This window comes from Pseudomonas fulva (assembly GCF_023517795.1).
Taxonomy (GTDB): domain Bacteria; phylum Pseudomonadota; class Gammaproteobacteria; order Pseudomonadales; family Pseudomonadaceae; genus Aquipseudomonas; species Aquipseudomonas fulva_D.
On the sequence record NZ_CP082928.1, the window covers coordinates 5,127,761 to 5,150,854 of the forward strand.

The 23,094-nt window shown below is 64.5% G+C and carries 21 protein-coding genes; 12 read left to right on the forward strand and 9 right to left on the reverse strand.

Annotated features, from left to right (window positions below; genetic code table 11):
* The first annotated feature begins 93 nt into the window (after positions 1–93).
* The 5 genes from K8U54_RS23695 (at position 94) to K8U54_RS23715 (ending at position 6,345) form a co-directional block, all read left to right on the forward strand.
* A complete protein-coding gene (locus tag K8U54_RS23695; protein WP_249908094.1) occupies positions 94–2,367 on the forward strand; it encodes a fatty acid cis/trans isomerase in 2,274 nt (757 codons plus the stop codon).
* 171 nt (positions 2,368–2,538) lie between these two features.
* Positions 2,539–3,558 carry an acyltransferase family protein gene (locus tag K8U54_RS23700; RefSeq protein WP_249908095.1) on the forward strand — a complete coding sequence of 340 codons (1,020 nt, stop codon included), beginning with the start codon at positions 2,539–2,541 and terminating at the stop codon, positions 3,556–3,558.
* 71 nt (positions 3,559–3,629) lie between these two features.
* Positions 3,630–4,214, forward strand: coding sequence for a Fe-S biogenesis protein NfuA (nfuA, locus tag K8U54_RS23705; protein ID WP_074887614.1), 585 nt, complete (start codon positions 3,630–3,632; stop codon positions 4,212–4,214).
* Positions 4,215–4,393: 179 nt separating this feature from the next.
* A complete protein-coding gene (locus K8U54_RS23710; protein WP_249908096.1) occupies positions 4,394–5,383 on the forward strand; it encodes a response regulator in 990 nt (329 codons plus the stop codon).
* Between the two features lie 5 nt (positions 5,384–5,388).
* On the forward strand, positions 5,389–6,345 hold the full coding sequence (locus K8U54_RS23715; RefSeq protein ID WP_249908097.1) for a sensor domain-containing diguanylate cyclase: 957 nt from the start codon (positions 5,389–5,391) through the stop codon (positions 6,343–6,345).
* On the opposite strand, the gene K8U54_RS23720 is transcribed toward K8U54_RS23715, so the two are convergent.
* The 6 genes from K8U54_RS23720 to K8U54_RS23745 form a co-directional block, all read right to left on the reverse strand.
* Entirely contained in the window at positions 6,342–7,505 is a 1,164-nt protein-coding gene (locus K8U54_RS23720) for an MFS transporter (protein ID WP_249910508.1), read from the reverse strand. The genes K8U54_RS23715 and K8U54_RS23720 overlap by 4 nt on opposite strands.
* Complete coding sequence (locus tag K8U54_RS23725; protein ID WP_249908098.1) at positions 7,492–7,743, reverse strand: DUF1272 domain-containing protein; 252 nt, start codon at positions 7,741–7,743, stop codon at positions 7,492–7,494. Before K8U54_RS23725 ends, K8U54_RS23720 begins: the two co-directional genes overlap by 14 nt.
* Complete coding sequence (locus K8U54_RS23730) at positions 7,736–8,746, reverse strand: GlxA family transcriptional regulator (protein WP_249908099.1); 1,011 nt, start codon at positions 8,744–8,746, stop codon at positions 7,736–7,738. The genes K8U54_RS23725 and K8U54_RS23730 overlap by 8 nt, the downstream gene beginning before the upstream one ends.
* Before the next feature lie 82 nt (positions 8,747–8,828).
* The gene (locus K8U54_RS23735; RefSeq protein WP_249908100.1) at positions 8,829–9,854 is read right to left on the reverse strand and encodes a DNA topoisomerase IB; all 1,026 of its coding nucleotides are present in this window, start codon (positions 9,852–9,854) and stop codon (positions 8,829–8,831) included.
* A gap of 278 nt (positions 9,855–10,132) precedes the next feature.
* The gene (locus K8U54_RS23740; protein ID WP_070887438.1) at positions 10,133–10,402 is read right to left on the reverse strand and encodes a hypothetical protein; all 270 of its coding nucleotides are present in this window, start codon (positions 10,400–10,402) and stop codon (positions 10,133–10,135) included.
* 375 nt (positions 10,403–10,777) lie between these two features.
* Positions 10,778–11,857 carry a patatin-like phospholipase family protein gene (locus tag K8U54_RS23745; RefSeq protein WP_249908101.1) on the reverse strand — a complete coding sequence of 360 codons (1,080 nt, stop codon included), beginning with the start codon at positions 11,855–11,857 and terminating at the stop codon, positions 10,778–10,780.
* Positions 11,858–11,986: 129 nt separating this feature from the next.
* Between K8U54_RS23745 and K8U54_RS23750 the strand changes: the two genes are divergently transcribed.
* Genes K8U54_RS23750 through K8U54_RS23765 form a run of 4 tightly spaced genes read left to right on the forward strand, consistent with a single transcriptional unit; the run spans position 11,987 to position 14,598 of the window.
* A complete protein-coding gene (locus K8U54_RS23750; protein WP_073266874.1) occupies positions 11,987–12,295 on the forward strand; it encodes a PepSY domain-containing protein in 309 nt (102 codons plus the stop codon).
* A complete protein-coding gene (locus K8U54_RS23755) occupies positions 12,295–12,609 on the forward strand; it encodes a PepSY domain-containing protein (protein WP_249908102.1) in 315 nt (104 codons plus the stop codon). Before K8U54_RS23750 ends, K8U54_RS23755 begins: the two co-directional genes overlap by 1 nt.
* Before the next feature lies 1 nt (position 12,610).
* Complete coding sequence (locus K8U54_RS23760; protein WP_075960701.1) at positions 12,611–13,279, forward strand: response regulator transcription factor; 669 nt, start codon at positions 12,611–12,613, stop codon at positions 13,277–13,279.
* Positions 13,276–14,598, forward strand: a complete 1,323-nt coding sequence (locus tag K8U54_RS23765; protein ID WP_249908103.1) for a sensor histidine kinase — start codon at positions 13,276–13,278, stop codon at positions 14,596–14,598. The genes K8U54_RS23760 and K8U54_RS23765 overlap by 4 nt, the downstream gene beginning before the upstream one ends.
* Positions 14,599–14,681: 83 nt before the next feature.
* On the opposite strand, the gene K8U54_RS23770 is transcribed toward K8U54_RS23765, so the two are convergent.
* Positions 14,682–15,278 (reverse strand): NADPH-dependent FMN reductase, encoded by a 597-nt coding sequence (locus K8U54_RS23770; protein ID WP_249908104.1) that lies wholly within the window; start codon positions 15,276–15,278, stop codon positions 14,682–14,684.
* A 194-nt stretch (positions 15,279–15,472) separates the two neighbouring features.
* On the opposite strand from K8U54_RS23770, the gene K8U54_RS23775 reads away from it, so the two are divergent.
* The 3 genes from K8U54_RS23775 (at position 15,473) to K8U54_RS23785 (ending at position 19,740) form a co-directional block, all read left to right on the forward strand.
* Entirely contained in the window at positions 15,473–16,789 is a 1,317-nt protein-coding gene (locus K8U54_RS23775) for a Na+/H+ antiporter family protein (protein WP_249908105.1), read from the forward strand.
* Positions 16,790–16,897: 108 nt separating this feature from the next.
* Positions 16,898–18,580, forward strand: coding sequence for a methyl-accepting chemotaxis protein (locus K8U54_RS23780; RefSeq protein ID WP_249908106.1), 1,683 nt, complete (start codon positions 16,898–16,900; stop codon positions 18,578–18,580).
* Between the two features lie 95 nt (positions 18,581–18,675).
* Positions 18,676–19,740 (forward strand): AI-2E family transporter, encoded by a 1,065-nt coding sequence (locus K8U54_RS23785; protein WP_249908107.1) that lies wholly within the window; start codon positions 18,676–18,678, stop codon positions 19,738–19,740.
* A 286-nt stretch (positions 19,741–20,026) separates the two neighbouring features.
* On the opposite strand, the gene nuoN is transcribed toward K8U54_RS23785, so the two are convergent.
* Positions 20,027–21,514 (reverse strand): NADH-quinone oxidoreductase subunit NuoN, encoded by a 1,488-nt coding sequence (nuoN, locus tag K8U54_RS23790; protein WP_249908108.1) that lies wholly within the window; start codon positions 21,512–21,514, stop codon positions 20,027–20,029.
* 28 nt (positions 21,515–21,542) lie between these two features.
* Entirely contained in the window at positions 21,543–23,072 is a 1,530-nt protein-coding gene (gene nuoM, locus K8U54_RS23795) for an NADH-quinone oxidoreductase subunit M (RefSeq protein WP_249908109.1), read from the reverse strand.
* Positions 23,073–23,094 lie beyond the last annotated feature (22 nt).

Consider the following 23,094-nt stretch of genomic DNA (forward strand, 5'->3'; position numbering starts at 1 on the left):
TCATGTTGCGGCGGTGTTACACGCGGATGCAGGCATAGCGATAGCACAGACGAGGCGGCTAGAATGCGCGGCCAAATTCGTGGAACTCTTCCCATGTGCCGTTGGCTGCTGTTGACCCTCTGCCTGCTCATCAGCCCCCTGACAATGGCACAGAGCGTTTCCTACAGCCGCGATATACAGCCGATCTTCACGCACAACTGCGTGGCCTGCCACGCCTGCTACGACGCGCCGTGCCAGCTCAACCTGGGCAGCGGCGAGGGCGCCGAGCGCGGCGCCAGCAAGGCCACGGTGTATGACGGCACCCGCACCCATACCCAGGCCACCACGCGGTTGTTCATGGATGCCCACGGTGCGCCGGCCTGGCGCCGCAAGGATTTTCATTCGGTGCTGGAGCAGCAGGGCGGCCAGGCGGCGCTGATGGCGCGTATGCTCGAACTGGGGCACGCCACGCCGCTGCCGCCCAACAGCAAGCTGCCCAAGGATCTGGACATCGGCATCGAGCGCGCCAACCAGTGCGCGCTACCGGGCGAGTTCGCCGACTTCGCCGGCAAGAACCCCATGGCCGGCATGCCGTTCGCGGTCACCGGCCTCACCGAGCAGGATTACCAGACCGTGCAGCGCTGGCTGCAGCAGGGCGCGCCGGTCGATGAGCAGCCGCTGCAGCCCAGCCCCGCTGAAGCCAGGCAGGTCGCCGACTGGGAGCGCTTCCTCAATGCCGACGGCGACGAGCAGCGGCTGGTCAGCCGCTGGATCTACGAGCACCTGTTTCTCGCCCATCTGTATTTCGAAGGTGGCGAGTCCGGGCATTTCTTCCAGCTGGTGCGTTCGCGCACGCCGAGCGGCCAGCCGGTGGATATCGTCGCCACGCGGCGCCCCAACGACGATCCAGGCACCGACATCTATTACCGGCTGATGCCGATCCAGGGCGTGATCGTCCACAAGACCCACATCACCTATCCGCTCGGTGCCGCCAAGCTTGCGCACGTGCGCGAGCTGTTCTTCGGCACCGACTGGCAGGTGACTGCGCTGCCGGGTTACGGCGTGCAGCACCGCTCCAATCCGTTTCTGGCCTTCGAGGCGATTCCGGCCCAGGCGCGCTATCAGTTCATGCTCGATAACGCCGAGTACTTCGTGCGCACCTTTATCCGTGGGCCGGTGTGCCGCGGGCAGATCGCCACCGACGTGATCCGCGACAACTTCTGGGTGTTCTTCCAGGATCCGCAGCACGACCTGTACATCACCGACCCGGCCTACCGCGGCGCGGCCACGCCTTTGCTGGCCATGCCGGGCCAGCTCGACGAGATCGGCGATCTGCTGGGCCTGTGGCGCAGCTACCGCGACAAGCGCAATGACTACGAGGCGCTACGCACCGAGGCGTATGGCAATGCGCCGGCGCCGGGCTGGTCGCAGATCTGGCAGGGCAACGACAACGCGCTGCTGTCGATCTTCCGCCAGCACGACAGCGCCTCGGTGCGCAAAGGCCTGGTGGGCGAGATCCCGCAGACCCTCTGGTGGATGGACTACCCGCTGCTCGAACGCACCTATTACCAGCTGGTGGTCAATTTCGACGTGTTCGGCAACGTCTCGCACCAGGCGCAGACACGCCTGTACTTCGACCTGATCCGCAATGGCGCCGAGCAGAACTTCCTGCGGCTGATGCCGGCCGATGCCCGCAAGGCGATCTTTGGCGACTGGTACCAGTACAGCGGCAAGCTCAAGGCGTGGATGGATTACTACCCACTGGATCGGAAAACCCCGAGCGGCCTGTCCTTGGCCGATGACGAGCCGAAGCGCCAGTTCGCCGAGCAACTGCTGCAGCGCTTCGCCGCCCTCGACGCCCGGCCCGATCCGATCAATCGCTGCGCCGGTGAGCACTGCTATCGCGATGGCCTGCCAGGTGAATTGCGTCAGGCGGAGCAGGCGTTGAGCCGCCTGGCTTCCACGCCGGCCGCGCGACTCAGGGTGATCGAGCAACTACCAGAAGCCACGCTGCTGCGGGTCGAGGGGGGCGGTCGTCGCGAGGTCTACAGCCTGCTGCGCAATCGCGCGCACAGCAACGTCGCCTTCATGCTTGGCGAGGAGCTGCGCTACCAGCCGCGCCTCGACACCCTGACGGTCTACCCCGAGGTGCTGAGCAGCTACCCCAACTTCATGTTCTCGATGCCGGCGGCCCAGGTGCCGGACTTCGTCGCCGCCATGGAACAGGCCCGCGACGCCGCGGCCTTCGAGCAGATCGTCGAGCGCTGGGGCATTCGCCGCACTCATCCGCAGTTCTGGCAGTACTTCCACGACCTCACCACGCATATCCGTGAGCACGAGCCGGTAGAGGCCGGCGTGCTGGACATGAACCGCTACCAGAACCTGTAGGCCGCCGCCCCGGCTATCGCTGCTCGCCGCAACGACTGCGAACTAGCGGTTCCCAGATAACGCTTCGCTAATTCACCCGATCTTTCTCTCGCCACTGCGGTCGGACGCAGTGGCAGCCGGTTATCGACGGTTGCCCGTATCGGTTTCAACGAGAGGGAGAGTGGCGGTTCTATGCTGATTTCAGTGCAGGCACTGCGGGCATTGGCAGCCTGGGTAGTGGTCTTTCACCATGTCATGCAGGTGTTTTTCGATTTCAAGGCCGAGAGTTTCATGGGCCATCTTTTTTCCGACAAGGGCGCCGTGGGCGTCGATATCTTCTTCGTCATCAGCGGCCTGGTGATCTACCTGTCCACCCAGGGCAAGACCATCACCCCGTGGCGCTTCATGCTCAACCGCGCCCTGCGCATCGTGCCGGCCTACTGGCTGTATTCGCTGATTGCCGCGCTGATCATCGCCTTCGCCAACCCGGTGATGCCGACCCAGGCCTTCGACCTGCAGCACCTGGTGCTGTCGCTGCTGTTCATTCCCGCGGAAAACCCCGCAGGCTTCGGGCTCTACCCGACGCTCAACGTCGGCTGGACGCTCAACTACGAGATGTTCTTCTACCTGCTGTTCGCCCTGGCCTTCGTGGTTCCCCAGCGCCTGCGCCTGCTATTCGTGGCGGTGATGCTGATGCTCTTCGGCCTGCTGGCCACCCAACCCTGGCTGAGCAACTTCTACCGCAACAGCATCGTCTACGAGTTCCTGTTCGGCGTGCTGCTGGGCATGGTCTACAGCCGCGGCTGGATCCGCCAGGGGCTGTGGCTGCCGCTGCTGGTGATCGCCGGCTCGCTGCTGGCCATCTACCACTTCGACAACAGCATGCGCCTGCTGCACTGGGGCGTGCCCAGTGCACTGATCGTCGCGGCCTGCATCGCCATGGAGCCGTGGTTCAAGGACAACCGCCTGCTGGCGCGCATGGGTGATTGCTCGTATTCGGTGTACCTGCTGCACGTGATCATCCTGTCCCTGGGCTGGTACCTGCAGGCCAGCCTGGATCTCAATCCGTACCTGGTGATCGTCGCCTGCATGCCGCTGATCGCCCTGGCGTCGTGGGGCAGCTACGAACTGATCGAGAAGCGCTTTTTCGTCCAGGCCAAGGCGTGGATCAACGAACGGTCGGGCAAGTGCCAGCTCCAGGCCTTATCCTGAGTAAAATGGTAGGACTTTATTCGAGGCGGTCATTTGGCGTACACTTCGCCCCATGACCGTGAGGAGTTGCCATGAGCACCATTACCATTACCGATGCCGCCCATGATTACCTGGCCGACCTGCTGAGCAAGCAGAACACGCCGGGAATCGGTATCCGGGTCTTCATCACCCAACCCGGTACCCAGTACGCGGAAACCTGCATCGCCTATTGCAAGCCGGGCGAGCAGAAGCCGGAGGACCAGGCCATCGGCCTGGCCAGTTTCACGGCCTGGATCGACGCCGTCAGCGAGCCGTTTCTCGAAGACGCCGTGGTCGACTACGCCACCGACCGCATGGGCGGCCAGCTGACCATCAAGGCGCCGAACGCCAAGGTGCCGATGGTCAACGAAGACAGCCCGCTCAACGAGCGCATCAATTACTACCTGCAGACCGAGATCAATCCCGGCCTGGCCAGCCATGGCGGCCAGGTCACGCTGATCGACGTGGTCGAGGAAGGCATTGCCGTGCTGCAGTTCGGTGGCGGCTGCCAGGGCTGCGGCCAAGCCGACCTGACCCTCAAGGAAGGCATCGAGAAGACCTTGCTCGAGCGCATTCCGGAACTCAAGGGTGTGCGCGACGTGACCGACCACAGCAATCGCGAGAACGCGTATTACTGACCGCCATGGCTGCGATGACAAGGCGACTTCGGTCGCCTTGTCTGCTTTAAGTGCTAGAAAACCCCCGAGACGAACTGGCGCTCTGCTATAAGTGTCAGCAGCGCACCCAGCAATGGCGCCGCTGCCGGTATACCCGCCGCAGCCCAAGCCGGATCAGGCCCACCTCTTGAGGCGTATCGATGCCCACCGCATCTCTTCTCGTCTGCGATGACTCCAACATGGCCCGCAAGCAACTGCTGCGCGCCTTGCCTGCGGACTGGCCGGTAACCGTCAGCCAGGCCGCCAACGGTGAAGAAGCGCTCCAGCAACTGCGCGCCGCTCACTTCGATCTCCTGCTGCTCGACCTCACCATGCCGGTGCTCGATGGCTACGGCGTGCTCGCGGCGCTGAAGGCCGAGGGGCGTGCGCAAAAGGTCATCGTGGTGTCCGGCGACGTGCAGGACGAAGCGATCCGCCGGGTCAAGGAACTCGGCGCCCTGGCATTCCTGAAAAAACCTGCCGACCCCGAGCTGTTGCGCCAGACCCTGGATCAGCTTGGCTTCCTGCACGTGGCGGCGGCGCCCGTCGCGGCGCTGCCCGAGCCCAAGGTGTCGTTTCGCGATGCCTTCCGCGAGGTGGTCAACATCGCCATGGGCCGTGCGGCGGCGTTGCTGGCCCGGGTGCTCGGCGTGTTCGTGCAACTGCCGATCCCCAACGTCAATATCCTCGAGGTCAGCGAGCTGCACATGGCCCTGGCCGACGCCCAGCGTGGCAATGGCCTGACCGCGGTGTGCCAGGGTTATATCGGCGAGGGCATCGCCGGTGAGGCGCTGCTGATCTTCCATGATTCGGAAGTGGCCGACATGGCCAAGCTCATGCAATGGCAGGAGCACAACCATTCGTCCATGGAAATGCTCCTGGACATGTCCAGCATCCTCATTGGCGCGTGCCTGAGCGGCATCGCCGAGCAGCTTGACGTGAGCTTCTCCCAGGGCCACCCACAGATACTCGGCGAGCACGCCTCCATCGACGAGCTGATTCGCATCAACAGCCAGCGCTGGCGCAAGACCCTGGCCGTCGAAGTGAGCTACAGCATCGAAGGCCACGACATCCACTTCGACCTGCTGCTGCTGTTCACCGAGGATTCGGTGTCGCTGCTGACCAACAAACTCGCCTATCTGATGGAATAAGCCGCATGGCCGAGAGCATGGATTTAAACGATTTCCACTGGCTGCTGGCCATCGTGCAGAGCATCGATGTCGGCGTGGTGGTGCTCGACCGTCAGTACCGTGTGGAAGTATGGAACAGCTTCATGGAGAACCATTCCGGGCGTAGCGCGCGGGATGCGGCCGAGCGCTCGTTCTTCGAGCTGTTTCCCGAGGTCGACGAGGTGTGGTTTCGCAACAAGGTGGAAAACGTCGTCACCCTGGGTACGCCGGCCTTCACCATCTGGGAGCAACGGCCGTACCTGGTGCGTTTCAAGAATTACCAGCCGATCACCGGGCTGGAAGATTTCATGTACCAGAACACCACCATCCTGCCGCTGGTGGCCACCAACAGCAAGATCGAGCACCTGTGCGTGATCGTCTACGACGTGACCAGCGTGGCGGTGAACAAGCGTCAGTTGCAGGCCATGAGCGATCAGTTCAAGCACCTTTCGCGTACCGACCGGCTGACCGGGCTGAACAACCGCGGCCACTGGGAGGAGGAGCTCAAGCGCGAACACGCCCGTCATCGCCGTTACGGCAGCAGCGCAGCGCTGGTGATCTTCGATATCGATCATTTCAAGAAGGTCAACGACACCTACGGGCACCAGGCCGGCGACACGGTGATCCAGAGTGTCGCCAAGGTGCTGCGCGAGCAGTTGCGTGATACCGACATCGCCGGGCGCTATGGCGGCGAGGAGTTCGTGGTGCTGCTGCCGGATGTCGATGCGGCGGGCGGGCGGGTCTTCGCCGAACGTTTGCGCCTGATCGTCGAGCGCTTGCAGGTCAGCCACGAGGGGCAGGTGATTCCCTTCACCATCAGCCTCGGTGTGGCCGACCTGAGCGAGCCCAGCCACGATCACCAGCAGGTCATCCAGTGGGCCGACCAGGCGCTCTACAGCTCCAAGCGCAACGGTCGCAACCAGGTCACGGTGTTCGGCGTCTAGCCGGCCGCCGCTGCCCTGGTTGCAGGGCGTGCCAACAGTGCGATCAGGGCGATCGCCAGCAGCGGCAGCATGGCCAGGTTGATCTGCGCCCAGCCCAGCCCGGTGATCAGTGCACCGGACGCGAAGGCCGCACAGGCGGCAACGCCGCTATTGGTCAACTCCATGAGCCCTTGGGCCTTGCCTCGTTCGTCGGGCTGGTGGGCCGAGGCCAGCAGCGTGGTACCGGCAATCAGCATCAGGTTCCAGCCGATGCCCAGCAGCAGCGAGGAAACCAGGAAGAAAGCCTGGCTTTGCCCGCTCAATCCGACCAGCGCACTGCCGCCGAGCGTTGCGATACCCAGCAGGGCCACCGGCCGGCTGCCCAGGCGATCCACCAGTGGGCCGGCGATCAGCGCAGGCAGGAACATGCCCAGCACGTGCCACTGGATCACCCCGGCAGCGCTCTCCAGCGGCAAGCCGCAGAAGCTCATGGCCAGCGGCGTCGCGTTCATCACCAGAATCATCAGGCCATTGCCGACGGCGGTTACCACCAGTGCAGCGCGGATCGCCGGGCGCGCCAGCAGGCTGCGCATGTCGCCTCGCGGCGCGACGGTGATGGTTCCCACGCGCAGGGTGCTGAGCAACGCCAGGCCAAGCAGCGCCAGGCCGGCCAACAGCACGTAAGCACCTACGAAGGGCGTGCTCAGTGCGTTACGCGCCCACAGCGTCAGGCTCGGCGCAATCAGGGCGGCGCAGATGCCGCCGGCGATCACCCAGGCAGCCGCGCGCCCCTTGTAGGCATCGTCCACCGTTTCCAGCGCCGCGAAACGGTAATACGCGGCCGAGGCCTGATAGACGCCGGTGGCGAGCGCGCCGAGGCAGAACAGGATGAAGTCGCCGAGCCAGACACCCAGGGCGCTGGTCAGGCCGCCGAGTATGCCGGCTGCGGCGCCCAGGGTCAGGCCGGGCCTGCGGCCATGGCGCTGCATGAACAGCGACAGCGGGTGAGTCGCCAGCAGGTTTCCGAGCACCAGCAGCGCCAGGGGCAGGGTGGCCAGCGCGTTGTAGGGCGATAGTTGCAAGCCGATCAGCGCGGTGAGCGTGATGCCGATCAGCGAGCAGCTCCAGTACAGCGCCTGGGCGAGAAACAGGGTCAGCAGGGCCCGGTTACGAATAAGCAGCATCGCTTCCTCCCGCCTTGAGCACGCGCAAGGTAGAGGGCGGGTTGGCCGGCAGCTTGGTGGCAGGGCGAATCGGCCGGCGCACCAGCTCTCCCGCGCAGTTCGGGCAGTGCCCTTTGAGGTGCGTGTCGGCGCACTGGCTGCAGTAGGTGCATTCGAACGAGCAGATGCGCGCATCGAGAGAGTCCGGCGGCAGGTCGCGGTCGCAGCATTCGCAGTTGGGGCGTAGCTCAAGCATGGTGGATCTCCCGGCCGAAACGTTCGGCGTATTGCTGAGGGCTGATGGACAGGTGTTTGTGAAAGGCCCGACGCAGGTTCTCCGGGTGGCCGAAGCCGGTCAGGCGGGCGACGGTACTGATCGACGCCTGGGCGTCCTGCAGCAGGCTACGGGCAGCCTCCAGGCGAACACGCTCCACATAGCCGGCCGGCCCAGTGCCGAGTTCCCTGGCGAATACCCGCGACAGCGTGCGCGGCGTCATCCGCGCCTTGTCGGCCAGGGCGTCGAGCGACAGGTCGCCGCCCAGGTTGGTTGGAATCCACTCGAGCAATTCGGCCAGACGCGGGGTGCGGCTCGGCTCCGGGGCGAGCAGGGCGCTGAACTGCGCCTGGCCGCCCGGGCGGCGTAGGAACATCACCAGGCGTCGCGCCACCGCCAGTGCGGTGCTGCGGCCCAGGTCGGCCTCGACCAGGGCCAATGCCAGGTCGATACCGGCGGTAACGCCAGCGGAGGTGAACAGATGCTCGCTGCCATCGCCTGCACTGGGGGCATAGGTGTGCAGGCAGTCGCTGTCGACCAGCAGCTTGTGGTGTTGGCGCAAGGTGTCGATATCGGCCCAGTGGGTGGTCACCCGCCTACCGTCGAGCAGGCCGGTACGGGCCAGAATCAGCGCGCCCGAGCAGACCGAGCCCAGGCGCCGGATATGGGGCTCGGCCTGCTGCAGCCAGCTCAGCAGTGGTCTGTTTTCGCATTGCTGGGTTTCGCCAGCACCGCCGGGAATCAGCAGGGTATCCAGGCTGGCGGGGTCCACCTCGCCCCAGGCGGCGTCGGCCACCAGGCGTATGCCCGAGGAGCTGCTTACCTGGCCGGCCTGCTCGGCCAGTAGCAGCAGCCGATAGGCATCGTCGAGCCCCTGGCGGCTACGCTCGGCGTTGGCAGAGGCGAATACCTGCAAGGGGCCGACAACATCCAGGCTCATGAAGTCCGGGTAGATCAGGGCGGCAATGCATTTGCGGCTTTCCATGGTGGCCCCTCGTGAATGAGGAGCCAGTGTGCGGACAAAGCACTATGGCGGCAATGACATTGAACCCACAGATCTTGCCACTTCAGCTGACGGGGAGTTTTTCCAGAAAACGCATCAGCAGGCTTTCCTCGCTGCGCAACCCCTTGCGGGCGGCCGCCAGGCGCAGGTCAGACAGTTCGCCGGCGTGGAAGGCCTCGATCAGCGCCGGGTGGATGTAGCACTTGCGGCACACGGCCGGCGTGTTGCGCAACTCTTCGGCAACCTGCTTGACCATGCCCACCACATGTTTCTTGGCCGAGCTTTCCGGCTGCCATTCCAGCTCACGCAGCAGCGTCAGCGCCAGGGCGCTGCCGGCCCAGGTGCGGTAATCCTTGGCGGTGAAGTCGGCACCGGTGAGCTCACGCAGGTAGTTGTTGACGTCCGTCGAGGTCACCGTGTGGCGCTCGCCATTGGCGTCCAGGTACTGGAACAGGTGCTGGCCCGGCAGCTCCAGGCAGCGGCGGATGATGCGCGCGAGGCGACGATCGCTGACTTCCACCTCATGTTCGATGCCGCTCTTGCCACGGAAATGGAAGCGAATGGCGCTGCCCTGCACCTCGACATGGCGGTTGCGCAGGGTGGTCAGCCCATAGGAGCGGTTTTCCTTGGCGTAGCGCACGTTGCCGATGCGGATCAGCGTGTTGTCGAGCAGGGTGATCACGGTGGCCATGACCTTTTCGCGGCCATGGTCGGGCAACAGCAGATGCTGTTCTATGGTCTGGCGCAGTTTGGGCAGTGCCTTGCCGAACAGCAGCAGGTTGGCGTACTTGTCGGTGTCGCGCACTTCACGCCAGCGCGGGTGGTACCGATACTGCTTGCGGCCGCGCGCATCACGGCCGGTCGCCTGCAAGTGGCCCTTGGGGTCCGGGCAGATCCACACGTCCACGTAGGCGGGCGGTATCGCCAGGGCATTGATGCGGGCGATCTCCTGGGCGTCGCGAATGCGCTGGCCATTGGGCTCGAAATAGCAGAACTTGCCGCGCAGCTTGCGGCGCGTGATGCCGGGCGAGCGGTCGTCCACGTAGTGCAGGTCGTTGGGCAGTTCCGGGGTGATCGACAGGCTGCTCATCGCGTGGTCTCCACGATCATGCAACCAACAGGCAGAAGAAGATCATCGGCCGGATACACGGCAGCGCGATATAAGGTGGGCGGCGAAGTTACAACGAGGTTTTGCATGCCGGTCCGCTCATGGCAACAGTTAAAGACTTAGCCCGCTGGACAGGGTGGTAAGTTCAGACTTTAACGAGGACACCAGGGCGAACGCATAAACGAGAAGAGGGTATTACAAGGCTGGGACAAGTTGCCGCACCAGCTGGTGCGGCAACGGGAAAAACAAGTGCCGAAGAATTATTCCGGCATGCTCCAGGGCGCGAGATCGAAGCCCTTGCTGCTGAGTTCGTCGCGGGATTTCTTCAGGGCCTTGGCCAGCTCCTGGGGGTCGCTGTAGATGCTGCTGGTCAGTTGCGCGCGATCGATCAACGGCGTATTGGTGCGGTCGACGATCGTCAGGCTCAGTACGCCGGTACCGTCCTGCGGCGCCCAGGCCACGCAGTGGAAAGGTTGAAAGGCGCGGTCGGCAATCAGCAGTGCATCATTGAAACGCAGCGAAGCGTTCATGGGGTCGGTTCTCCGAGGGTTTCCCAATGATTCATAGTGTCAGCGAGCTTGTTCTACGCTGACGTTCCTAGCTGTTGATGGTTCGATGAGCCCTGCAAGTCACATCCAAATTAATTAATTTTCAAAAAAACCGAAAATCATCTTGTGAAGTTGATGGGCGTCAAAGTTTTCAAGGGTGGCGGCACGCCGTTGGGCCGTGCATTTATGTTTAACCAGCGAAAATGGCATCAACACCAAATAGGAAAATAGCCCTGCTGATCAGTTCCGTTAAGTTCAGGATTTTTATTAATGCAGACAGGCGGTTAATTCGTTTGAAATAACCAATGGCGGTTTTCTGACTGCCGCCGCAAATGCCCGCGAGGGGCCTGCGGCGGGTTATAGCGGCAGCAGATGGTCGGCCAGCCGGCCCGATTCGGCCAACTCGAGAAATTCGTCGCCCATGCGCCGGCTCTCATCCATCGCCTGGCGCCAGTAGCGTTCGCGCCCGGCATCGTCGCCCAGGAACCGGGTGAAATCCTTGCGATCCGGCAGCTTGCCATAGGGCAGGCGGACCAGGTAATCACGCGAGGGGGCCAGCAGCAGGACGTCCTGCAGGCGCACGGCATCGCCCCGGCGCCAGGGCATGCCCTTGTCGAACCAGCCGGGAATGATGCGATCGGTGAAGTGCGGGTACAGCACCACGTCATCACCGCTGTAGGGCAGGTCGAGGTGGTAATCCAGCAGGCCGCCGTCGCGGTAGGTGCCGGGGCCTGCGCCGGGAATGTCGCGCACGCCCTGCATCACGAAGGGGATCGAGCCGGAGGCCAGCAAGGCATGGCGCAGGTTGCCGACATCCAGCGGCAGGCAGCGCGAAGGAAAGTCGGTCAGCGGATGCAGGGGCGGTGCCAGGCGCGCGTCGTGCAGGATCACCCGCTCGAAGTGGCGGGCCAGGCGCGGGCGGCCCAGCAGGTTGCTGCCGATCACCGACGACAGCCCCAGGCCTAGGGAGCGGCGGTCGTCCTCGGCAAGCCGGCCGTGACTCTTCACCACCACGATGTTGAGCCGGTAGTGGGGATTGTCGAGCACGGCGGCGTCCTGGCTTTGCAGAAGCTCATCGAGCATGCGCACGCAGCGCTCGGTCACGTCGCTGATGCTCACACCCTTGGCGAAGCGCATGCCGGTGTACAGCTCACCCAGGCGCTGCAACGCAGCGGCAGGGTCGGGGAGGCAGGCGCTGGCGAAGCGCCAGGAGCCGATGGACGCGCCGATCAGCGAGCGCTCACGGGGCGCCCGGGCCAGCCAGTCGCCGAACAGGGCGATATCCAGCCCCTGAATGCCCAGGGCCTTGGGCCCGCCCGCAGCGCCGGGCAGGGTGCCGACATCCCCGGGTTGCAGGCCGCGCTCGCGAATGCGTGCCAGGGCGCGCTGGCCGGCCTTGAGGGTGAGGGCAGGGAATTTGATCTGAATGGCGCTCATGCCGGTCTCCGCTGAAGAAACGCCAGTATAAAGCCGTGGCCGGCGCGGGTCTGTGGGGCAATTCAGGTTGAATTAAGTCGTTCCCCTTAACCTGATCATCGTCGAAACACGATTACTCAGGAGATCACCATGAAGAAATTGACCGCTTTGTTCGCCGTTGCTGCTCTCACCGCCACCGCCGGTATCGCCCAGGCCCGTGACCTGGGGCCGGACGAGGCGCTGAAACTGCGTGACGCCGGCACCATCCAGTCCTTCGAGAAGCTCAATGAGGCTGCCCTTGCCGCCCATCCCGGCGGTAAACTGGGCGATACCGAACTCGAGGAAGAATACGGCCGCTACCTCTACCAGGTGGAAATCCGCGATGCCCAGAACCAGAAGTGGGACGTCGAGCTGGATGCCACCAACGGCACCGTCCTCAAGAACCACCAGGATGATTGATGAAAGGCAACCCCGTTTTTCGCTGCATCTGCATCGTTTCGCTGGCCGCGCTGACCTGCGCGGCCAGCGCACGTGACCTTGACCAGGACGAGGCGCGGGACCTGCGCCTGAGTGGCGTGATCCTGCCGCTCGACCAGTTGATGCGCGCCGCCATGGAGCGCTATCCGGGCGCGACCCTGCTCGAGGCCGAGCTGGAAGAAGAGGACGATGTCTTCGTCTATGAAGTGGAACTGCTGACCCGCGAGGGGGTGGTTCGTGAACTGGAGCTCGATGCCCACGACGGCAAGATCCTGAAGGATGAGGTAGACGACTGACATGCGCCTGTTGCTGGTTGAAGACCACGTACCGCTTGCCGATGAACTGACCGCCTCACTGACCCGCCAGGGCTATGCCGTCGACTGGCTGGCCGATGGCCGCGATGCCGTGTACCAGGGCGCCAGTGAGCCCTATGACCTGATCATTCTCGACCTCGGTTTGCCCGGCAAGCCGGGGCTCGAGGTGCTGCAGGAGTGGCGCCAGGGTGGCCTGGTCACCCCGGTGCTGATTCTCACCGCCCGCGGCTCCTGGGCCGAGCGCATCGAAGGCCTGAAGGTCGGTGCCGACGATTACCTGACCAAACCCTTCCACCCCGAAGAACTGCAACTGCGTATCCAGGCGCTGCTGCGCCGTGCCCGCGGCCTGGCCAACCAGCCGCAGCTGCAGGCTGCCGGTTTGCACCTGGATGAAAGCCGGCAGTGCGTCAGCCGCGGAGAGCAGGCGATCGAGCTGACCGCCGCGGAGTTTCGCCTGTTGCGCTACTTCATGCTGCACGCCGGGCAGATCCTCTCCAAGAGCCACCTGGCCGAACACCTGTACGACGGCGAGACCGAGCGCGACTCCAACGTCATCGAGGTGCACGTCAATCACCTGCGCCGCAAGCTCGGCCGCGAGGTGATCGAAACCCGCCGCGGCCAGGGCTATCGGTTCACCGGTAGCGCCGCTTGAGGTCGATCCAGCGGCGCCTGAGCCTGGGGCTGATCAGCGTGCTGCTGATCATCGGCCTGTTGCTCGCGCAAACCTGCCTGTGGCTGTTCGACAGCAACCTGCGGCGCTATATGCAGGCCGGCCTCGAAGAGGAAGCGCAATCACTGCTGATCGCGCTGGTACGCGGGCCGTCCGGCATCCAGCTCGACGAGTCGCGGCTCAGCGCGGCCTACCAGCGGCCCTATTCGGGCCTGTATTTCCGGATCGACTTCAGCGACAAGAGCTGGCGTTCGCGTTCATTGTGGGACAGCGAACTGCAACCCTCGGACGTGGACGGCCTGCAGCCCGAGTTGCAGGAAGGCCCGCAAGAGCAGGTGCTGGTGACCTTTCGTGGCGAATACCGGCGCTTCGGCCAGGACCTAACCATCAGCGTGGCGCGCGACTACACGCCGGTGCTGGACAGCTTCCGCCGGGTGCAGCGTATCGGCCTGGGGCTGGGGTTGGGCAGCCTGGCCCTGATCCTGTTGCTGCAGCGCCTGGCGGTCAGCCGTGCATTGCGGCCGCTGGAGCAGACCCGCGTGCAGATCGCCCAGTTGCAGCAAGGGCAGCGCTCCGGGCTGGACGAGCAGGTGCCCGAGGAACTGGAGCCGCTGGTCGAGCAGATCAACCACCTGCTGGCCCACACCGAAGATACCCTGAGACGCTCGCGCAACGCCCTCGGCAATCTGGGCCATGCGTTGAAGACGCCATTGGCGGTGCTGGTCAACCTGGCCTCACGGGATGAGCTGCGTGCGCACCCCGAACTGCGCGACAACCTGCTCGAGCACCTGCAACAGATCGAGCAGCGCATCGCCCGTGAGCTGGGCCGTGCGCGTCTGGCCGGTGAAGCCTTGCCCGGTGCGCATTTCGATTGCCGGGAGGAGCTGCCTGGCCTGTTCGCCACCCTTGGCATGATCCACGACAGCGCCATCGAGCTGAGCTGGCAGGCGTCACCGCCCGACCTGCGCCTGCCGCGCGACCGCGAGGACCTGCTGGAGCTGCTCGGCAACCTGCTCGACAACGCCTGCAAGTGGACCGACAGCCAGGTGCGCCTGCGCATCGAGCGTACCGATACGGCCTACGTATTGAGCGTCGACGACGATGGCCCGGGGATCGACGGTGAACGCCGCGAGGAGGTGCTCAGCCGCGGCATTCGCCTGGACGAGCAAACCGCGGGACACGGCCTGGGCCTGGGCATCGTGCGCGATATCGTCGATGCCTGGGACGGTACCCTGTCGCTGCACGACAGTGACCTGGGCGGCCTGCAGGTCAGGATCGAGCTGCCGCTGCGCGCGCGATAGTCACGCCTGAAAGCGGTTCCACGGGTTTCGCTGCGCTCTACCCAGGCCACGGGCGGATCACCTGGAGCGATCCGCCGTGTTGCTTACATGCCGTTGGTGAAGGCCGGATCACTGAGGTCGATGGCCGCACGTACGGGTTTCAGCGCTTCGCCGTACTTGGCCAGGATATCCAGGGCGTAATCGATACGGGCGCGGATGCGGCTGTCGTCTTCGCTGGCTGGTTGTTCGTCGTTGAGGACCTTGGTCACCGAGCGGACGATCAGATGCTCGGGCAGGTAGTTGATCCGGCAGTTCTTGTAGCTGGAGCTGCGCAGCTCGGCGATCGGGCTGCCGCCGCCGATACCCGACGACACACCCACCAGCAGCCCCGGCTTGTGCGCCAGCTCGGCCTTGCTGGCATAGATGAAGAAGTTCTTGATCGCCGGGCCGGCCATGCCGTTCCACTCCGGGGCGATCACCACCACGGCGTCGGCACGCTGCAGGCGCGGGCCATAGTCGGCCCAGGTGCCGGCGTCTTCGGCAGGCCACAGCGGCAGCGGGCCGCTGCCGAGGTCGATGACCTGGCTGAGCTCGGCACTGGTCTTGCCCAGGGTGATCAGCCGTTGGCGCAGGAACTGGGCCACCTTGGCGGATTGGCTGTCGGGGCGGCTTGAGCCGGCAATCAGAACGATATCGAGCATGGGATCCTCCGTTGATGATGAGGCGAGAGGCTAACGTTCGCGGCGCCAGGCGCAAAGTACGTTTGTGCTATTTGCTTAGAACCAGGCTCGACGAGAGCTCGCCTGGCGCCGATTTTTGACACCCAGGTCAGCTTCCGGCAGAGTGCGACGCTTTTTTGATTGCGCCGCGCTTGCGGTGATTCGAGGAGCCTTTCATGAACGCAGTTATCGCCGCCGTCGGCATCATGCTGATTCTCAGCCTTTGCCGGGTCCACGTCGTGGTGGCGCTGATCATTGGCGCACTGGCTGGCGGCATGATCGGCGGCCTGGGCATGGACGGTTCGCTGGCGGCCTTCAACAAGGGCCTGGGCGGCGGCGCCACCGTGGCACTTTCCTACGCCTTGCTGGGCGCCTTCGCGGTGGCGATCGCCAAGTCCGGCCTGGCCCATGCCCTGGCCGACAAGGCGCTGACCCTGGTCGGACGCCAGGAGCAGGGCGGCGGCGGGGCGCTGAAATGGATGCTGGTCGGCCTGTTGCTCGCCGTGGCGATCTCGTCGCAGAACATCCTGCCCATCCATATCGCCTTCATTCCGCTGCTGGTGCCGCCGCTGCTGTACGTGATCACCCGCCTGCAGATCGACCGCCGGCTGATCGCCTGTGTGCTGACCTTCGGCCTGATCACGCCCTACATGTTTCTGCCGGTAGGCTTCGGCAACATCTTTCTCAACGAGATCCTGCTGGCCAACGTGGTGCGCAGCGGCGTGGACGTGAGCGGCGTGAACGTCAGTCACGCCATGCTGATCCCCGCCCTGGGCATGGTCACCGGTCTGCTGCTCGCCCTGTACAGCTACCGCGGCAAGCGCAGCTACGACCTGGCGCGGGTCGAGCGCACCGAACGGGTCGACGCCAGCTACAACCGGCGCAGCCTGATCGTCGCCGGCGTGGCGGTGGCCATCGCCTTCGGCGCCCAGTTGTGGCTCGACTCGATGATCATCGGGGCGTTGCTGGGGTTCGTGGTGTTCTCCGCCTCGGGCATCGTGCGCTGGAAGGAAACCGACGACCTGTTCACCGAAGGCATGAAGATGATGGCGATGATCGGCTTCATCATGATCGCCGCCTCGGGCTTCGCCGAGGTGATGCGCGAAACCGGCGAAATCCAGGGCCTGGTCGACGCCAGCGCCGGCTGGATCGGCGACAGCAAGGGCCTCGGCGTGCTGCTGATGCTGCTGGTCGGCTTGCTGGTGACCATGGGCATCGGCTCGTCGTTTTCCACGGTGCCGATCATCGCCGCGATCTTCGTGCCCTTGTGCGTGCAGCTGGGCTTCAGCCCCCTGGCCACGGTGTGCATCGTCGGCACTGCTGGGGCCATCGGCGATGCCGGCTCGCCAGCTTCGGACTCGACCCTGGGGCCGACCGCGGGCCTCAACGTCGATGGTCAGCACAATCATATCTGGGACACCGTGGTGCCCACCTTCCTGCACTACAACCTGCCGCTGCTGGCGTTCGGCTGGGTTGCCGCCATGGTGCTGTAAGAGAGTTTCCCGGCCGTCGCCCGCCTGCTCAAGTTTTCGCAGGCGGCGGCCGATGACCCGAGCAGAAGCCAGCTATCCTTGGCTTTGTCTGGTCAAAGGAAAATAAAAATGCGCCTGACCTTGAAGTCCAAAGTTGTGCTGTTGGCCCTGGTTCCCGTTCTGCTGTTCGCCGTGGTGCTCAGCGGCGCCGCCGCCAAGGTGCTCTATGGCCTGGCGGAGCAGGAGGTCGCTGAAACCCGTGAGCGCCTGCTCGCCGAGAAACGCAACGAGCTGCAGAACTACGGCGCCATCGCCATGGGCGCCGTGCAGAGCCTGTATGACGCCGCGCCCAATGGCGACCTGGAGAGCCGCAAGCAGGCCATCGCCATCCTGTCGAAGATCAAGTACGGCAAGGACGGCTATTTCTTCGGCCACGACTCCAACGTGGTACGGCTGTTTCGCAGCGACAGCCCCGTGGATGTCGGCAAGAGCCTCAATGACCGGCAGGACGTCAACGGCGTGTTCGTGAACCGCGAGCTGGTGCGCGTCGCCAAGGACAACAGCTACTACGTCAACTATTCCTCGCCGTTACCCGGCAACGAATCGATCCAGGTGCCCAAGCTCGCCTACAGCTACTACCTGCCCAAGTGGGACATGGCCCTTGGCACCGCGGTCAACCTGGACGGCGTCGAGGCGCAGATCGTCGAAGTGCGCGCCGGCATCGACCAGCGGGTGAGCACCATCATCACCAGCATTCTGGTGATCGCCGCCGTGCTGCTGGTGATCTTCGGCGTGGTTGGCGGCATCCTCGCCAACACCTTTCTGCGCCCGCTGCAGCAGATCAAGGCCAGCCTCGATGACATCGCCGCCGGCGACGGCGACCTGACCAAGCGCCTGCCGGTCACCAGCCGCGACGAGTTGGGCGAGCTGGCCGGCTCGTTCAATCGTTTCGTCGACAAGGTGCACGGGCTGGTGCGGCAGATTACCGAGATGACCGGCCAGTTGACCGAGCTGGTTGGCCAGGTCGCCGCCCAGGCGCAACGCTCCGAGCAGGCGATGGAGCGGCAGCGCCACGAAACCGATCAGGTGGCGACCGCCATCAACGAGATGTCCGCCGCGGCCCATGAAGTGGCCAAGAGCGCCCAGGGCGCTGCCGAGGCGGCCCAGCAGACCGACCGTGAAGGGCAGGCGGCCAAGCAGGTGGTGGATGGCAGCCTCGCCCGCATCCATTCGCTGGTCGGCGACATTCGCGGCAGCGGCACCTCCCTCGATAGCCTGCAGCAGGACGTGCACTCCATCGTCAGCGTGCTCGACGTGATCCGCTCGATCGCCGAACAGACCAACCTGCTGGCGCTCAACGCGGCCATCGAGGCGGCGCGTGCGGGCGAGGCGGGACGCGGCTTCGCGGTGGTCGCCGATGAGGTGCGCGCCCTTGCCAGCCGTACCCAGCAGAGCACCCAGGAAATCCAGGGCATGATCGACCGGTTGCAGAGCGGCACCCGCGAGGCGGTCAATGCCATGCGCCAGTCGAGTGACGCCGGCGAGATCACCAGCGAGCAGGCCAACAAGGCTGGCGCCTCGCTGGATGCCATCGCCGGGTTGATCGGCACCATCAACGCCATGAACGCACAGATCGCCAGCGCGGCCGAGGAGCAGACCGCGGTGGCCGAAGAGATCAACCGCAGCGTGCACCAGATTGCCGGCGCGGTGGACAGCGTCGCCGAGGAAACCCGCCAGGGTGCCCAGACCGCACGCAGCCTGGCGCAGCTCGGTCAGGGACTGGAAAGCCTGGTGCGCCAGTTCCGCATCTGAGCTGTCGAGGCGAGCAGGGACGCTGGCCTGAATAAGAGTGCACTTTGTCGGCGGCAGGGGAGACTAACGGGCATATCCCCTCCTGTGATCCGGCCATGCAGACAACGTCCCTCGAAAAGAAAACCTTCATCCTCCTGCTCGTCCTGGTGACGATCGCCTTTATCTGGATCCTGCTGCCGTTCTACGGGGCGGTGTTCTGGGCAGTGGCGCTGGCCGTGGTGTTCGCGCCCCTGCAACGGCGCATGGCGCGGCGCCTGGGCGGACGCGGCAACCTGTCGGCGCTGATGACATTGGTCGTTTGCCTGCTGGTGGCGATTCTGCCGGTGATCTTCATCACCTCGGCGATAGTCGCCGAGGGCACCAGCATCTACCAGCGCATCGACTCCGGTGAGCTGGACGTCGGGGCCTACGTGACCAGCACCAAGCAAATGCTGCCGCCGTTCCTGCAGCAGCAGATCGACCGTATCGGCGTGGGCAACATGGACGATCTGCAGGAACGCATCACCAGCGGCGCCGCTGCCGGTAGCCAGTACCTGGCGACCAAGGTGTTCGCCATCGGCCAGGGCACCTTCGAGTTCGTGGTCAGCTTCTTCATCATGCTGTACCTGCTGTTCTTCCTGCTGCGCGATGGCCAGGAGCTGGTGCGTGACATCCGCATGGCGGTGCCGCTGGGCGACAACACCAAGCGCCGCCTGCAGATCAAGTTCACCCGCGTGGTGCGCGCCACGGTGAAAGGCAACATCGTGGTGGCAGCGGTGCAGGGTGCTCTCGGTGGCTTGATCTTCTGGGTGCTGGGCATCCCCAGCCCGCTGCTGTGGGGCGTGCTGATGGCTTTTCTGTCGCTGTTGCCAGCGGCGGGTGCCGGCATCGTCTGGGCGCCCGTAGCGGTCTACCTGCTGCTCAGTGGCGATATCTGGCAGGGTGTGGTGTTGACTCTGTTCGGGGTATTGGTGATCGGCCTGGTGGATAACATCCTGCGCCCGATCCTGGTCGGCAAGGACACCCGCATGCCCGATTACCTGATCCTGATTTCCACCCTCGGCGGCATGGCCTTGTTCGGTCTCAACGGCTTCGTGCTGGGCCCGCTGATCGCCGCACTGTTCGTCGCCAGCTGGAACCTGTTCGCAGCCGGCAAGAAGACCGTCAGGCTGCCCGAGTAATCACTCGCTTCGCCCCAAACGGCTGCCCTGTGCAGCCGTTTTTCGTTATCACGCACAGCCGTAAACCCGCGTAGCCTGGGTAGAGCGAAGCGAAACCCGGAGTCTGAGCCCTGCGACTTTTCTTGACCCATCCTGCGAATCGCTTTGCTCAGCAACAGGCTACGAAAAGCGGACGCCGTAGCCCAAGTCCAGGTATGACAGCCGCTCGATCTGGCATAGGCAAAGCGTGAGGCACAAACAAAAACGGCTGCCCTGAGGCAGCCGTTTTTTCATGACGCGACTCGGATCAGAGCGCGGTAGTGGCCAGACCGGCCTGCTGGACCAGATCCAGCAGCGGCTGCGGGTACACGCCGAGCACGAAGGCCAGGGCCGCCACCAGCATCAACATGATGCCGCCGGCACGTTGGCCCCAGTTGAACGGTGCATCGTGACGCTGCAGGTTCGGCTCGTTGAGGAACAGGGTGACCATCACGCGCAGGTAGTAGAACACCGCGATGGCGCTACCCAGGATCAGCGCACCGATCAGCCACCACAGCTGCGCCTGCACACCGGCAGCGATCACGTAGAACTTGCCGATGAAGCCTGCAGTGAGCGGAATACCGGCCAGCGACAGCATCATCACGGTCAGCACCGCGGTCAGGTACGGACGGCGCCAGAACAGGCCGCGGTACTCGTACAGCGCATCGGCGTCACGGCCGTTGTAGGGCGTGGACATCAGGGTGATCACGCCAAACGCGCCCAGGCTGGTCAGCACGTAGGTGGCCATGTACACGCCGATGGCTTCCACGGCCAGACCCTTGCTGGCGATCAGCGCCACCAGCAGGTATCCGAAGTGGGCGATGGACGAATAGCCGAGCAGACGCTTGAGGTTGTTCTGCACCAGGGCCAGCAGGTTGCCGAACAGGATCGAGGCGATGGCGATGACCGTCAGCAGGTCGTTCAGCCAGCCGCCAGCGGTGGCCGGGGAGAGCTGATACAGGCGCAGCAGCACGGCGAATACCGCGACCTTGCTGGCGGTGGCCAGGAACGCTGCCACTGGCGCCGGAGCGCCTTCGTAGACGTCCGGCGTCCACAGGTGGAACGGCACCATGGACAGCTTGAACGCCAGGCCGATGAGCATCATGCCGATACCGATCTGCACCAGCTGGCTGCCGCTGGCACCGGCCAGGCTGGCACCGATCTGGGCGAAGCTCAGGCTGCCGGCGTCGGCATACAGCAGTGCCATGCCGAACAGCAGGAAGGCGCTGCCGGCGGCCGACAGCACCATATACTTGATACCGGCTTCCAGCGAACGCTTGTTGAAGTAGGCGTAGGCGATCATCCCGTAGGTGGGTACCGAGAGCAGCTCCAGGCCGATGAACAGGCCGGCCAGGTGTTCGGTGCTGACCAGCACCAGGCCGCCGGCCGCGGAGAGCAGCAGCAGCAGGTACATCTCTTCGCGGTTGCGCGGGTAGCCCTTGGTCTGCCCGTCACTGACCGTCGCCTCGCCCAGGTAGGCGTGGGTCAGGGTCACGCAGGCCAGGGTGGCGATCAGCACCAGCGCCATGTAGTAGCAGGCGAAGGTGTCGATCTGCATCAGCGGGGTGACCTGCAGCGGGGTGACGCCGAGGGTCGGCAGCAGCGACAGCAGGGCAGCGTTGAGGCCGATCACCGAGAGCACGAAGGTCATCGCGTGGCTGCGCTTCCAGGCGATGGCCAGCATGACCACCACTACCGTGGCGCAGGTGACCAGCAGCGGCAGCAGGGCGATCAGGTGTTGGGTGGTGAATTGCACAGCATGATGTTCCATAGATTTTGAACCCTTACCGGCCCGAAGCGAGTTGATCGAGGGCGCCACTGAACCACTGCTGCACGCCTTGCATACTGGCGGCAGAGGTGTCGAGCACCGGCTGCGGGTAAACACCGAGCAGGATCAGCAGCACCGCCAGGCACAGCACCATGCTCAGTTCACGAAATTGCAGGCCCGGCAGCGGGCTGTCGTTCTTCACCGGGCCGAAGTGGGCGCGGTGGATCATGATCAGCGAGTAGACGGAGCCGAGTACCAGGCCGGTGGCAGCGATCACCGTGACCCACGGCGCGGCCGGGAAGCTGCCGATCAGGATCAGAAACTCGCCGACGAAGTTGCCGGTGCCCGGCAGGCCCAGTGCGGCGGCGGCGAAGAACAGGCTGAGCGCCGGCAGCCAGGACATGCGCGCCCAGATGCCGCCCATTTCGCGCATGTCGCGGGTGTGCAGGCGTTCGTACAGCTGGCCGCAGAGGATGAACAGCGCCGCGGCCGACAGGCCATGGGCCATCATCTGCACCACCGCGCCCTGCAGGGCGATCTGGCTGCCCGAGTAGATGGCGATCAGCACGAAGCCCATGTGCGACACGCTGGAGTAGGCCACCAGGCGCTTGATGTCGGTCTGGGCGAAGGACAGCAATGCGCCGTAGATGATCGCGAACACGCCGAGGTACATGGCGATCGGCGCGAATTCCGCCGAGGCATTGGGGAACAGCGGCAGCGCGAAACGCAGCAGGCCGTAGGCCGCGGTTTTCAGCAGGATACCGGCCAGATCCACCGAGCCTGCGGTGGGCGCCTGGGCGTGGGCGTCGGGCAGCCAGGAGTGCAGGGGCACCACCGGGAACTTGACCGCGAAGGCGATGAAGAAGCCCAGCATCAGCAGGTATTCGGTGCCTTCGGACAGCTCGGTCTTGAGCAGGTCGGCATAGTTGAAGGTGAACACGCCGGTCTGGTTGAAGTGCACGAACACCAGGCCAAGGATCGCCACCAGCATCACCAGGCCGCTGGCCTGGGTGAAGATGAAGAACTTGGTAGCCGCGTTGATGCGGCTCTTGCCAGGGCTGCCGCTATGACCCCAGAGCGCGATGAGGAAATACATCGGCACCAGCATCATTTCCCAGAAGAAGAAGAACAGGAACAGGTCGATGGCCAGGAACACGCCGACCACGCCGCCGAGGATCCACATCAGGTTGAGGTGGAAGAAGCCGACACGGTTCTGGATCTCTTTCCACGAGCAGAGCACCGACAGCACACCGAGCAGGCCGGTGAGGGTGACCATCAGTACCGACAGGCCATCCATCGCCAGATGGATGCTGATGCCGAAGCGCTCGATCCAGCGCACCTGGAATTCGTGGGCCCAGCGTGGCTCGGCGCCCGGCGCAGGCGCCAGGCTGAAGTCGCCGGTGCCCCACAGCCACAGGCCGAGGCCGAACAGCAGGGACATGGTCAGCAGCGCGATCCAGCGCGGCAGGGTTCCGCCGAAGCGCTCCGCCTGCCAGCACAACAGGCCGCCGATAAAGGGGATCAGGATTAGCCAAGGCAGAATCATGACGGGCGAGTTTCCTTAGAAA

Excerpts from the sequence above, each read along its gene's own strand:
- K8U54_RS23785 (WP_249908107.1), top strand. The coding sequence starts at position 18,676 with ATGCAGACAACGTCCCTCGAAAAGAAAACCTTCATCCTCCTGCTCGTC.
- K8U54_RS23755 (WP_249908102.1), top strand. The coding sequence starts at position 12,295 with ATGAAAGGCAACCCCGTTTTTCGCTGCATCTGCATCGTTTCGCTGGCC.
- K8U54_RS23695 (WP_249908094.1), top strand. The coding sequence starts at position 94 with ATGTGCCGTTGGCTGCTGTTGACCCTCTGCCTGCTCATCAGCCCCCTG.
- K8U54_RS23725 (WP_249908098.1), bottom strand. The coding sequence starts at position 7,743 with ATGCTTGAGCTACGCCCCAACTGCGAATGCTGCGACCGCGACCTGCCG.
- K8U54_RS23775 (WP_249908105.1), top strand. The coding sequence starts at position 15,473 with ATGAACGCAGTTATCGCCGCCGTCGGCATCATGCTGATTCTCAGCCTT.
- K8U54_RS23750 (WP_073266874.1), top strand. The coding sequence starts at position 11,987 with ATGAAGAAATTGACCGCTTTGTTCGCCGTTGCTGCTCTCACCGCCACC.
- K8U54_RS23745 (WP_249908101.1), bottom strand. The coding sequence starts at position 11,857 with ATGAGCGCCATTCAGATCAAATTCCCTGCCCTCACCCTCAAGGCCGGC.
- K8U54_RS23715 (WP_249908097.1), top strand. The coding sequence starts at position 5,389 with ATGGCCGAGAGCATGGATTTAAACGATTTCCACTGGCTGCTGGCCATC.
- K8U54_RS23700 (WP_249908095.1), top strand. The coding sequence starts at position 2,539 with ATGCTGATTTCAGTGCAGGCACTGCGGGCATTGGCAGCCTGGGTAGTG.
- K8U54_RS23770 (WP_249908104.1), bottom strand. The coding sequence starts at position 15,278 with ATGCTCGATATCGTTCTGATTGCCGGCTCAAGCCGCCCCGACAGCCAA.
- K8U54_RS23780 (WP_249908106.1), top strand. The coding sequence starts at position 16,898 with ATGCGCCTGACCTTGAAGTCCAAAGTTGTGCTGTTGGCCCTGGTTCCC.
- K8U54_RS23740 (WP_070887438.1), bottom strand. The coding sequence starts at position 10,402 with ATGAACGCTTCGCTGCGTTTCAATGATGCACTGCTGATTGCCGACCGC.
- nfuA (WP_074887614.1), top strand. The coding sequence starts at position 3,630 with ATGAGCACCATTACCATTACCGATGCCGCCCATGATTACCTGGCCGAC.
- K8U54_RS23760 (WP_075960701.1), top strand. The coding sequence starts at position 12,611 with ATGCGCCTGTTGCTGGTTGAAGACCACGTACCGCTTGCCGATGAACTG.
- K8U54_RS23710 (WP_249908096.1), top strand. The coding sequence starts at position 4,394 with ATGCCCACCGCATCTCTTCTCGTCTGCGATGACTCCAACATGGCCCGC.
- nuoM (WP_249908109.1), bottom strand. The coding sequence starts at position 23,072 with ATGATTCTGCCTTGGCTAATCCTGATCCCCTTTATCGGCGGCCTGTTG.
- K8U54_RS23730 (WP_249908099.1), bottom strand. The coding sequence starts at position 8,746 with ATGGAAAGCCGCAAATGCATTGCCGCCCTGATCTACCCGGACTTCATG.
- K8U54_RS23735 (WP_249908100.1), bottom strand. The coding sequence starts at position 9,854 with ATGAGCAGCCTGTCGATCACCCCGGAACTGCCCAACGACCTGCACTAC.